Origin of the sequence: Flavobacterium geliluteum, assembly GCF_017948595.1 — a bacterium.
Lineage (GTDB): Bacteria > Bacteroidota > Bacteroidia > Flavobacteriales > Flavobacteriaceae > Flavobacterium > Flavobacterium flavipigmentatum.
Map to the genome: position 1 here is coordinate 255000 of NZ_JAGFBV010000002.1, position 12206 is coordinate 267205.

10 protein-coding genes are annotated in these 12206 nt (G+C 33.0%); 9 read left to right on the forward strand and 1 reads right to left on the reverse strand.

The features are described from left to right. Positions 1 to 29 precede the first annotated feature (29 nt). From J3495_RS02485 to J3495_RS02525, 9 genes are all read left to right on the forward strand, one after another. Positions 30 to 2198 (forward strand): hypothetical protein, encoded by a 2169-nt coding sequence (locus J3495_RS02485; protein WP_210664981.1) that lies wholly within the window; start codon positions 30 to 32, stop codon positions 2196 to 2198. Between the two features lie 4 nt (positions 2199 to 2202). Then, entirely contained in the window at positions 2203 to 5109 is a 2907-nt protein-coding gene (locus J3495_RS02490; protein WP_210664982.1) for a hypothetical protein, read from the forward strand. A gap of 1 nt (position 5110) precedes the next feature. Continuing rightward, positions 5111 to 5716: a hypothetical protein gene (locus J3495_RS02495; protein ID WP_210664983.1), complete on the forward strand. Its 606-nt coding sequence runs from the start codon at positions 5111 to 5113 to the stop codon at positions 5714 to 5716. Between the two features lie 7 nt (positions 5717 to 5723). Next, the gene (locus J3495_RS02500; RefSeq protein ID WP_210664984.1) at positions 5724 to 6269 is read left to right on the forward strand and encodes a 3'-5' exonuclease; all 546 of its coding nucleotides are present in this window, start codon (positions 5724 to 5726) and stop codon (positions 6267 to 6269) included. A 151-nt stretch (positions 6270 to 6420) separates the two neighbouring features. Further along, positions 6421 to 6717, forward strand: coding sequence for a hypothetical protein (locus J3495_RS02505; RefSeq protein WP_210664985.1), 297 nt, complete (start codon positions 6421 to 6423; stop codon positions 6715 to 6717). 10 nt (positions 6718 to 6727) lie between these two features. After that, positions 6728 to 7069 (forward strand): hypothetical protein, encoded by a 342-nt coding sequence (locus J3495_RS02510; protein WP_210664986.1) that lies wholly within the window; start codon positions 6728 to 6730, stop codon positions 7067 to 7069. Between the two features lie 378 nt (positions 7070 to 7447). Beyond that, the gene (locus J3495_RS02515; protein WP_210664987.1) at positions 7448 to 8083 is read left to right on the forward strand and encodes a hypothetical protein; all 636 of its coding nucleotides are present in this window, start codon (positions 7448 to 7450) and stop codon (positions 8081 to 8083) included. A 284-nt stretch (positions 8084 to 8367) separates the two neighbouring features. Then, on the forward strand, positions 8368 to 8796 hold the full coding sequence (locus J3495_RS02520) for a hypothetical protein (protein WP_210664988.1): 429 nt from the start codon (positions 8368 to 8370) through the stop codon (positions 8794 to 8796). Between the two features lie 9 nt (positions 8797 to 8805). Further along, positions 8806 to 9282, forward strand: a complete 477-nt coding sequence (locus J3495_RS02525; RefSeq protein ID WP_210664989.1) for an SMI1/KNR4 family protein — start codon at positions 8806 to 8808, stop codon at positions 9280 to 9282. 883 nt (positions 9283 to 10165) lie between these two features. Here the strand turns inward: J3495_RS02525 and J3495_RS02530 are convergent. Further along, on the reverse strand, positions 10166 to 12046 hold the full coding sequence (locus J3495_RS02530; RefSeq protein WP_210664990.1) for a glycosyl hydrolase family 8: 1881 nt from the start codon (positions 12044 to 12046) through the stop codon (positions 10166 to 10168). Between the last annotated feature and the right edge of the window lie 160 nt (positions 12047 to 12206).

Consider the following 12206-nt stretch of genomic DNA (forward strand, 5'->3'; position numbering starts at 1 on the left):
AACTTAAAAATAATTTCATACCCACATATATGTCTGCAACATGTCATTTTTTTACAGATTCTTGGGGCTTTACCCAAAGCCCTACGCAATCTTTTGGACCCGTAAATAATTCTGAATTTAATTTGACTTCCAAATTCAGTGTCACCACCACTCAAAAGGCCTATTCTATTTGTAAAGGAGTTGTTTTGGTACAACCTCAAGCAGGAAATACAGATAAAGTAAACGTTATTCTTCGTCCTTACAAACAACCTTTTCCGGGACTAAATATAAAATACTTTATCTATAGAGGTTTACAAAAAAGTGACTTCTTTACCTTAGATACTGATCCTTTTATCAATACAACTAATGATTCTGCCTCTGATTTTATCACTAAAATAAATGCTGATTTTAATGCTTTTCATTCAGGTCGAAAAGCAGAGGATGGCGTTACGGAACTACCTACACCACCATTCATCGCCAAATACATTGGTTATGATGAAAGCATCACAGATGTGACAATTCCGTTAGCTGATTTCTTTTTTAAAGAATCCGAATTTGTAGCCGCTGACAATACTTTTGACGAAAAAGATGATTTTGAGTTACCTATGATTGACATGGGTAAAACGTTAGGAAATTTTGCTCAAGGCGAATGCGGAATTGACGTTGTACTCAACTACGGTGACTACAAGCATAATTTTGATAATAGCGAGTTCGCTTTCAATTTAGAGTATGCCCGTAAAGCCGAAGCTAAAATTATCCTAAGCGGTACTGATGTAAATAAAAAATTATTACGTGAGCAAAGTACGCAGTTTATTGATATTGCAGCGTTCTACGGTTTATTTGTTCCTAGCGAAAGTGTAGGCATCACAACATCAGGAACGCAAACTGTAAAAAAAGGCTCTGAAATATACGATGCCATTATTAGCAAATTTGCTACAAAAAACAACTGTTACGTGTATATCCAGAGTGATTGTACGCGTAGTTATGACTTTTATGGCAATTACAAAATAAACGAAACTGGAGCTCATAATTTAAAAACCGGATTGCTTGAAGATGCAGTAACCAAAATTGTTCCGATGACCGAAACACAATACGGAACTTTTGACTGGCCCGTTTTAGTCAATACGCAACAACAGGCAACTTCTGTTACGACAAACAACCTGTATTTGCAATTATCAACCGATAACAACAACAATACTGCATTATATGGGCAAATTGGAAAAATAGCCAACGCACAGAAAGGTAATTTTATCAATGCAGATGGTTTAAGATTACCTCCTAACAAAGAAGGCAATTACCAAAAGCTAACGGCAACAATACAGCTTACAGCACCCGCAGCTGCTGGAAAAAACATTGCAACGCTGAGTATATTGCTTTATCAAGGAAAGGTAAATAATTACACAACAGGGACAACGCAAGATGAGAATGGAGATCTTGTTATTCTTTACGGACAAGCAAACTTTTTTGATGATGTTTTTAGTTTAATTGATGCACAACCTTTATTAAAACTAAGTGATGATAGCCGTTTTTCTAAAATGACCTCTGAAAAACTGAACCTTATCAATGCCTTTTACGACAAGAAACAACAAGGTATCTCAGTAGTACAAACTCTAACCGTAAACGATGTTATCGAAACCGGAATTGAAGCCACACCAACGGTTGCTCGTGTCACTTATCTTACTGAAGCTGTAGATGTCATGAACAACGCTGTCTCTGCAACCGGAAGTACCACACCCGATACCAAAACCAGTGCCTCTGCCAGTGGAGCAGTAACCAAAAGCAAAACCTACGAGTTACCCGAGCCCTATTATTATAATTTGAAACTGTTTACAGACAGTACACAAACCATAACAGGATTGGAACTGAAAACATTGGATGGCAGCACGCCAAACAAAATTATCCTCGGACTTACCAAAACTGAAAACGAAAGTATTCGAGCATTGATTTCTGACGAATTAAAAAATCCACGTCTTTTTTTGATTGATCTGTTTGAAGATGGTAGCGAATTATTATCACCCGAAAACATAAAATACCAGAAATACAAAGTAGCTATTGTGGCTGAGAATACAAGTGGAGAAAAACAACTCTTTAAACCTGAAACAGATGTTTTTGTGTATTCACTGGATAGAAAGTACCATTTTAGTAAGGGGTATAGTGAGTATATGCCAGAACAACAATTAGTGTCATTGACACTAGATTTTAACATAACAGTCTTGTAAAATTATGGGAGATATAGCAGCAATATTGATTGATAAATCAGTTGTAAAGATTAAAAATTTTGACAATCTAAGATATACTTTAGATGGTTTTTTATATGGTTTTACCGTAAATAATTTAAATTATGTGCATTGTATTGAAAGTGATGTCATTAAGGCGAATTCAGAAATGTTTCAACAATCAATACCGAAAGGTTATTATGATGAAAGTAAATTTTTAGAATACAGAAAGGATAAAAATAAGATAAAGGAATTTTTAGAAAGTAAATACGATGTAAATTTTGTAACAGCGATAATCGGTGATGTGGTACATGTCAAGAAGATTAAATTAACCCCTCCATATACAGACACAGATAACTCAGGTACAGATGATTTTGGTTTTTGGCTTTCTTATACTTTAGCATACAATGGAATTTCGTTATTGAATAATAATGGCAGTATTATTAATCCTTCAAGCACTATTCCTGAAGAGAATATGAATCTAGAGCAGATTTCTAAGGAATTTTATAACGCTAATATACACTATGCAACAAAAATTGGTTTATCCGACGCCGAGAAGTATGACAGGGCTCTAATTATTGCTAAAATAGCAATAAATATTAATAATATTACAAGAATAGTTTTCCCATTATTTACAGGAGAAACCTTATTCGAGCAAATAAAAACCAGCCAGAATGAACTTTGGAAGACAGATGTTTTTATAAATTCTTTACAAGAAGATTTACAAGAAGATTTACAAAAGTATTTAAATGGGACTTCTAATTTCTCTAGAGTAGGTCGTTTGAATAAATTAAAAATTGAACTTGCTAGTGGTACAGAAAAATTATATTGGTTAGTAATTGGGATGCCAATAAGTGCTCTTAGTATATTAACCGCATTATCAAAATTAAAATTGTTAGAGTTTATAATTAGAAATGTTACTATTCGAGAAACATATTTTTTCAATAATGACAATGAGGCTTTGGTTTTAAGAATAGTGAAATCAGTTACTGAATCTCAAGGGGATGAATTTTTAACAGGTTTAATAGATGAGACAAAATATAGTTCACTAAATAGTTGGTCCTTATTTAATAGATTACTAAATGATGTTGACGATTCTTTTATTGGAATTGGAGAAGATAACAGAAAGGATTTAGTGATGTCGCTCTATTTAATTTGGCAGGTTAGCAGTTATAATCCGTATCAAAATGGTACTTTTAGTCAAACGAATTTAAATAAATTTGTTTATAATGATCAATTAGGAACAAATCCTGACCCTTCTAAACCGATTTTTGAAAGTTTAATGGGGATTAATCCTCAAAGTTTAAAGTATAGCGCAGCACCAATTACTTTGAATTATGTATCAGAAACAGCCTATGGCTTTTATTTCGATAATTTTGATTTTTACAATACCGCCCCAGCAGTCGATGGAGATTCATTTAGCTATGATATGAGACATTTCTTAAATGGAAAAAATTATCCAAAAAATAAAATTATAGCGATTCAAGATAATTATAAAGCATCTGGAGATAAAGGCTTGTATGGGACTTATGATTATTATCAACCAGTATCATTAATTAATACAAATCAAAATGCGGCAATTAGCATTCCTGTAGTTAATGGCAATAACAACCCAATTGATAATAATATAAACAGTCTTATTCCTATCTTTGTTTTAAAATATATAGACGGAAAAAACAGAGAAAGCAATTTTAAAACTGGAGTCGGGTATTTTGTTGATGTAGCTTCTCTATTTCTTGGAGGTTATGGAGCTCTAACAAAGATTAAACATTTACGTGCACTTTCTGGTTTTACAGAGGCAATGATACTAGGTACAGAGACAGGTTCTGGAACAGGATTAGTTGTTAGTATGTATGTTGCTGCAGGAACTGAAGCAATTAGTTTTAGTGCAGCTACCATCAGTTTGTTTTTAAAAATAATTACCACACCTGGAAATACGAATAAGCCATGGCTAGTAGATCTTAAAAATAAAGTGATGTGGCTCGAAATACTTTCAGCAACAAGTAGTGCTCTTGCCGAAGGAATGATAAGAAAAACGTCTAAAAATTTAGTAAATGAATTTAATAACACCCCTAATGGATGGCCTGATGAGTTTATTTCAGATCCAAGAGGTATTGATGCACAATTAACACTTCAAAAAACTTCGGGATTAGCAGTTGATATTACTATTTATAGGAATAAAGCATTAGTAAAATTGGAAAAGAAATTTGTACTGGATACAAAATATTTTGATGGGGATAGATATACTTTATCAGAGAAACAAAATTTAATTGATATTGGATATCAAAAAGGATTGACATCTGACGAAGCATCAGGAATAATTCATCAAGCTAGTAGGAGACAGCATCCTCAAGTAGATGTAAATATTTTACATGATAGGATGGATAATCTTTTACTTGTAAAAAGACGTGGATATCCTTTCCCATTTACAAGTAAAGTTCAATTTCAAAATTATATTGATGCAAAAATAAAACCAACATTAGATAAGTTTGGATTACCAAAAAATAATGTTCACATTGGTGGTTCAGGAATTACCTCGCAAACAAGTATTAGTGGAGGAATCCAAGATACTGATTGGGTTGTCTATTTTGCTTCAAAAGAGGAAGAATCAGATTATGTTAATGAGCTGGTTAAGAAATTTGAGCAAATGACAAAAACAGATCCTAAAATTCTTAACAATAAAAAAGCAAGGAAATACATTGAAGGATTAAGAGAAAATTATTTAGACACCGGTACTATTCATAAACAGTATATAGTAGCAATAGAAAATGGAAAAAAAATTAATCTATTTAAGGATGAATCTAAAGTAGAAAATTATATTGTTGATTTTTTTGGAGACACTCCAACAGATATAACTCCAAAAGTATTTGGAATTAATAACAATATTCCACAAATTAAAATAAATTTAAAATAATATGGCAGTAGTAATATCATACGAAAATGAGTCAGAAAAATCAATAACTTCTACTCAAGTAAGTTTTCTAAAAAAACATATAAAAGTGTTTTCTGTAGATGGTTTAGTAAAGAAAAAGGAGGAATTTAAAAATGGTGTTATTGAAAATTTAATATACTATAAAGATTCAAATGAATCAATAACTACTATTCTTTCTGAAAATCAAACAATTTCTTCTATTGAAATAAGAGAAAGAAAATTTATAGGCGATTTCATACTAATAGATCATAGTGATTATTATAATGGAGTTTTAGAATTTAAGGATATCTCTGTAATTGATCATAATGGTAATGAAATATATTCAAGCCCAATAAATATAGTTTCAAATTTACATGACTATGAAGAAACTAATAAATACTTTTATGATGATACTGGTAAAAAGCTATATACGTTTTGGTATGGTACTAATGGACAGTTTGGTCATATGCAAAGTCATAATCCTTTACATAAAGATTACATAAATGAATTTAAACACAGCTTTTATTTAGATGAATTGGATACTTTAGAAGATTTTGATTGGGCAAATATGGCTTATTACCATAATGCCGAACCGATAATTCCAAATTAGAATAATTATGTTTTTATATGATAAAATAATTGTAGTTGATGTTGAGGCAACTTGTTGGGAAGAAAATCTAAAACCACAGGATATGTGCAATGATATTATTGAGATTGGAATTTGTAAGTATGTAGTTGCTACAGGTGAAATTGAAGATAAGAGAAGCTATTTTATAAAACCTCAGCGTTCAACTATTAGCTTATTTTGTTCAAATTTAACAGGGATAACTCAAGAGAAAATTGACAAAGAAAGTATGTCATTTGAAGAGGCTTGCAAAAAAATACGGAAAAGATATGGATCTAACATGCGTGCTTGGGCAGCCTATGGAGAATACGATAGAACAATAATACAAAATCATTGTAAAGATTTTAATGTGGATAATCCGTTTAGTGAAACGTATATTAACATTAAAACTATGTTTATTTTTAAAAATAAAATGCCCAATGCTTTGAGCTTATTAGAAGAATTAGAAATTATAGGTGAGAAATTCAAAGGAACAATCCATAATGGAGCAGACGATGCCTATAATACAGCTAAATTATTAAAAAATATTTTGAATTAAAGCCCCACCGCTAGCGCGAGCGTCCCGCTCGTGAACGCAAAGCATAAAAATACCAACTCAAAGGTGTTACTAATCTTCTAGACTGGAAATACAGTTCTGCCAAAAATTATGGCGCCAATGACCAAACTGTTTTAGAAATTGATATGAATTGATGTTGATTACGTTCACGAGCGGGACGCTTGCGCCAGCAAGGGGGGATGAGCAGAAATTATTGGAAGAGATGAGTTATGCATGGACAAATAAAATTATTCATATTCAATTACCTCCTCAATCAAGAACTATTTTAGGAAATAGTTACAATGTCACTACTACAAAATATCGTTTCATATTTTCAGATGGTACAAAAATTGAATTTATACAACGAAGCCACGAATTAGATCCAGTCACAGAAACATTACAAACAGATCATTTATCTTTGATGACAATTGTAAAGCAATATAACCCTTAAAGCAAACAGTATGAACAAACAAGATGAGTTAAACTTAAAATTTTATAAGAAAATGGGACCTTTTAATGAATTAGGATACATTTTAGACTCAAGTAATGCTATTGGTAATTATAAAAGATTAAACATTATTCAATTTTTACCTAAGATTGTAATTACTTATTTAATAGATACAATTAATTCAATACAAAATAACCAACCTTATGATCCTTCTTTTCTTAACAGTGCAGAAGAATTTTCAGTATTTGAAGTGAAATTTTCTAATCCTTATTTTTCAATTGATGGTCATGAAACAATTCATATGAATGATTTAAAACTGGTACTGCAAGAATGGTTATCATTTAGAAATTCGTAATAGTCATAACTTCTTGCCTATCCTTTCCGTCTGTCGTGAGTGTCTCAATATAAGTGTTCGAAAACTCAAATCCACCGCTAGCAAGATCGTCCCGGTCGTGAACGCAAAGTATAAAAATACCAACTCAAAGGTGTTACTAATCCCCCCGCTAGCGCGAGCGTCCCGCTCGTAAACACAAAGTATAAAAAATAAGAACTCAAAGGCATTACTAATCCTGTAGACTGGAAATATAGTTCTGCCAAAAATTATGGCGACAATGACCAAACTGTTTTAGAAATTGATATGAATTGATGTTGATTACGTTCACGAGCGGGACGCTCGCGCCAGCGGGGGGGCTTACGATATTGAACCTTTTTTAACATTTAAATTTTAAATTATATGGCTACTATGATTAAATATACAAATACTGATTTTGAAGAAATAACTCAACAGCAAGTTAGTAAATCAAAAGAATACCACAAGGAGACTTATGAAAATGGAGAATTGAAATTAATTCAAAAATATTGGATGAAAGGAAGAAATGTGGAAACATCATATAATGGTGGTGAATATTATTTATCTCTAGATGAAAATCTTGAAGATATAATTAATCAATACCTTCCAATAGGAATAAGCTGGTTCTTTTATTATAATAAAGTAACCAATGCAAATAATGATGAAAAATGGGAATATCAGTTTTTTCATAAAGGTATTTTAGATAGAAAAGGGGTTGAAGTGTATAATAAAAATGGAGAACTTTTAGCTTCTTGTATTAAAGATTTACTAACGAATGACATTAAGGAAAAAAGAAAATATTTCTATGGAGACTTAAATATTTTTAAAAGAATAGATTATAAATATCCGTATTACACTTTTAATTATGAAGATAATGGAATTGATACAATATTTGTTCATGATGAAGATTATAGGCTAAATGAATTTTTAGCAAGTAACGAGATGAGTATTTTTCCTTGGAATGATCATTCATATTATCATGATTTTGAACCACTACTACCAACAGGTTTAAATATTTAATTCCCCCCCGCTAGTGCGAGCGTCCCGCTCGTGAAAACAAAGTATAAAAAAATAAGAACTCAAAGGTGTTACTAATCCTGTAGACTGGAAATATAGTTCTGCCAAAAATTATGGCGACAATGACCAAACTGTTTTAGAAATTGATATGAATTGATGTTGATTACGTTCACGAGCGGGACGCTCGCGCCAGCAAGGGGGACGCTCGCGCTAGCGGGGGGGAGGCTTTTTCATTTTTTGAAGCATTTACTCGAAAACAGAAGGACAGATTTAAACGTGCAAATAAGTTGTTAGTTGAAATACAGCCATACAATGATAATACCCCTGTTGGATCAATTATACGAGAGAGATATTTATCAGGAGAAAAAGATAAAATAGAATCTGTTTTTGGAAACAGTTTACCTCAATATTTTAAAGAACCATCTAACTATGATAACTTTGAAATTTTTAAGAAAAAAGCAATTGATGTAAGTAAAAGAAATAGAGAGAATGATACTGAAGTAAAATTTATATTTAATTTTTTGGAAGAACATTGGAATTCAGGTAACCGTTTTGTTATAAATATGGAATCTACATTATATACTTGTACAAGCTGTCAAGGTTACTTTGTATATTTGAAAGAATTAGCTAAACAAGAAGGTAAAATTTTAGAAATTAAAATGATAGCAAACAAACGAGCTGAGGATACTGGAACATTGAAAAAATTGATCAAATAAATTAGAATTATGAAAATAGAATATTTAGCAAAATTGCAAGATAACCCTTATGAAAACCCTAGTGATTTAAAAAATAGTTTCATCATAGAAGGCATTACCTTAAATGAAATTCAAGATTTAGAGAAACTTTACAATAACGGAAATCCATTTCCAAAAGTTTTAAAAGAATTACTTTTTTTGGCTGGTAATTATTGTTATGTATGCGATTATGGAATAGATGAAACTCAGCAAGAACTACAGGAATGGGTTAGAGAAGATATGGCAGATAATGGAAGAACTATTTCACGTCCATTTTATGCTTTTGATGTATATGGAGGTGATCAGTTTTTATTTATTTATTTAGATGAAGGCGAAAATCCGACAGTTTACGAGGCTCATCCTTGGATTACGGGAAGTAATTGGATTAAGCATCTTGATAACTTGACAATAAAGAGTTTAGTTGATAGTGGCATTGAAAGAGTCAAAAGAGGAGAAAATCCTTTTTAAAATACCCCCTGCTGGCGCAAGCATCCCGCTCGTGAACGCAAAGCATAAAAAATAAGAACTCCAAGGTGTTACTAATCCTCCAGACTGGAAATACAGTTCTGCAAGAAATTTTATGGCAACAATGACCAAATTATTTTAGAAATTGATATGAATTGATGTTGAGTACGTTCACGAGTGTCACGCTTGCGCTAGCAGGGAAGCAGATATTTATAACTGTTTTTAGGAAAGCGTTGAGGTTTTGTGATGAAGTTATTGGGGGCTGTCACGAAGTTTTTAGGTAGCATCATGAAGTGTTTGGGTTGTTTACCTAAACTTTTAGGTTCAGTACCCAAAACTTTAGGTTGGGAAGGTAAAATTTTAGGTACCTTGACGTAAAATTTTAGGTTAGATACCGAAACGTTTAGGTCGAAAACCTAAAACTTTGGCCTCAGTACCTAAACACTTCATGATAGAACCTAAACGTTTGGGTCTGCAACCTAAACTTTGGGGTTGCGAACCCCTCGTTTGGGGTTCTGAGGTGCTCCGTTGGGGTTCGGAACCCCAAAGTTGCCCCTCAAGGACGTCAAATTTGACGTCGGAAACCCCAAACGAACTGTTTTGCGAACGTTTACTTTTGAAAAAAGTCTTTTGAGAGTCAAACAATAAGAGGTTTTTAAGTCGGATAATGGTCTTTATAGTTTTTTGATTTGTACTTTCAGGTTATTGGGGTATTAGAACTTATGATAAAATAACAACTGATGTAAATTGTTATCGTATTTATTTATAAGGCTTTAAAATTTATTTGCAAAGTCTCTTAAAAAAGTAAATCATAAAAAAATAGTGTCTCACTAACTTACTCAGTTGTTGAAACACTACCTTTTCTATTCCTTTGTATAGCTTCAGTCTATTTTTTTATAATTAATTTTTGAGAATCAAGAGCACCATTTTTAGCTGTTTTTACAATATAAATACCAGCTTTTAAATGATTTAAATCTAACTCAGCTCTTTCTGCTTTGATGAAGTTTTTTTGCCAAACAATAGTCCCTGACACATCAAATACTTTTACATTGGTATTGTCTGTGATATCTAGTGATACGTGTCCATAAGATGGATTCGGAAACAATTTTCCAAAACCACTTTCTGAGTTTTCAGTTTTTGCAACGCTTGTTCTAGCAGTACTGCTAATACTATCAAAAAACCATTTTTGATTATCACCTCCACCATAAGACCATTGTTGAATATTTGCCCCATCATTGGTACCAGCACCATCCATTGATTTACCGCTTCCTCTATTGATTAATTTATAAGAGCCATCTCCCGTAGCTTCAATTTTCCATTGTTGGTAAGCATGGTTTGCGTAATCCCATTGTTGTATATTACCGCCGTCTGCGTTAGAATAGGCACTTACTTCGAGACATTTTCCGCTGTTATTATTAGTTAGTTTCCAGTAACCATCTCCAACGCTTTCCGCTTTCCATTTTTGATTTTCAGTACCACCGTAAGTCCATTGTTGAACATTTGCTCCGTTGCTGGTTGAAACATCAGTTACATCAACACTTTTTCCGCTTTGTTTTCCTATAATTTTGTATACGGTGCCATTTATAATTCCATCACTTGGAGGATTCACAACTGTTGCGCCAGGCAAATAAAAGTTTCCACTTAAAAGAAACAGGTAAAGCGTTTTTAGCGTTTGATTGTAATACGAATTTGGCTCGTTGAGACTTACTAAGTCAGAATACGAATTGTTAAGGTGTGCTTGGTTATCACCTCCCATAGCTGCTGCTGCAAAGGCTCCGACAAAAGTTGCATTATGGTATTGGCTCGATTTAGATCCGTTCTGATTGTATCCATCTACAACATTTTGAGAACCACCTACGTTTATTCGAACAAAATCGGATGATTTTTTCGAGTAATTTTTTGCTTCGGCGTTGCCATGCCATACATAATCAACGGCTATTCTCCAGGGCGTACGCGCAGCATCATAAGAATATTTAGTACCTCCATTAGCATAACCACTTGCTTGGCTAGAGTAACTTCCTGAGCTGGTGCACCAGTCCGAAACTAATCCACCTGCCGCTCCATTTACAGAAAGATTATTATTGATTATTTCGTAACATTTACTGGCTACGCTATTCCAGAAAGGATCATTTGTAAAAGTGGCAAATTTTCTAAAATAAGCAGGAGCAAAATACGACGGGTTTGTAATAGAACTGCCTCCGAATTCTCCGGGTTTAAGCACAAAAGTACCTTGTTCAACTTCATGAATCTTAATTGCATTAATCAATATTTTGGCATCGCTATTGTAATTAATTGCACCCGAAGATCCCCATTGATAATCAGCAATTATAAGAGCCATGGCTGCATCAACTTCAGAATCTGTTGCACCACCGGTTCCAGCAGCGCCACCATTACAGCCGTTGATCTTCCAATTCATAAGTCCTGCTGCATCTCTATTGTCTTTATAGTAGTTCCAAAGTCCATCAAAAATAGTCCTCTCGCCTGTATAGGCTGTAAGGAGCATTCCGTAAGCGATTCCTTCCGAAACCGTTTTGCTCGGATCATCAAACTTTACGCGGTAGCGGCCATTCGCGCATTGTTCTAAAAAATTTGTTTTCCAGATAGCATAATTAGTAATAGCATCTTGCGTATTCCTATTGCTTGGCATAAGTCCTTGCGAATAGGTTTTGTTTGCAGGAAAAGGTTGTGTCTGCGCAATTGTGGTTGTACTCATTGCGATAAAACAAAGTAGGAAAGCAATTCTAATTAGTGTAGTTAATTTTTTCATGATTAATTTTTTTTTAATGAATAAATCTTTTTTAGAAATAGTAAATTGGGGCTGTTTATTTTTTGAGTTTACATTTATTTGGTCAACATTAAACTCATTTGGTCATTTGTAATTAAAAATGAAGCTGCAAAAACGGTAGAAAAATTAATTGCGCTTTTAC

Coding starts and splice junctions, on each gene's coding strand:
- J3495_RS02525 (WP_210664989.1), top strand. CDS start 8,806: ATGAAAATAGAATATTTAGCAAAATTGCAAGATAACCCTTATGAAAAC.
- J3495_RS02530 (WP_210664990.1), bottom strand. CDS start 12,046: ATGAAAAAATTAACTACACTAATTAGAATTGCTTTCCTACTTTGTTTT.
- J3495_RS02500 (WP_210664984.1), top strand. CDS start 5,724: ATGTTTTTATATGATAAAATAATTGTAGTTGATGTTGAGGCAACTTGT.
- J3495_RS02490 (WP_210664982.1), top strand. CDS start 2,203: ATGGGAGATATAGCAGCAATATTGATTGATAAATCAGTTGTAAAGATT.
- J3495_RS02505 (WP_210664985.1), top strand. CDS start 6,421: ATGTTGATTACGTTCACGAGCGGGACGCTTGCGCCAGCAAGGGGGGAT.
- J3495_RS02515 (WP_210664987.1), top strand. CDS start 7,448: ATGGCTACTATGATTAAATATACAAATACTGATTTTGAAGAAATAACT.
- J3495_RS02495 (WP_210664983.1), top strand. CDS start 5,111: ATGGCAGTAGTAATATCATACGAAAATGAGTCAGAAAAATCAATAACT.
- J3495_RS02485 (WP_210664981.1), top strand. CDS start 30: ATGTCTGCAACATGTCATTTTTTTACAGATTCTTGGGGCTTTACCCAA.
- J3495_RS02510 (WP_210664986.1), top strand. CDS start 6,728: ATGAACAAACAAGATGAGTTAAACTTAAAATTTTATAAGAAAATGGGA.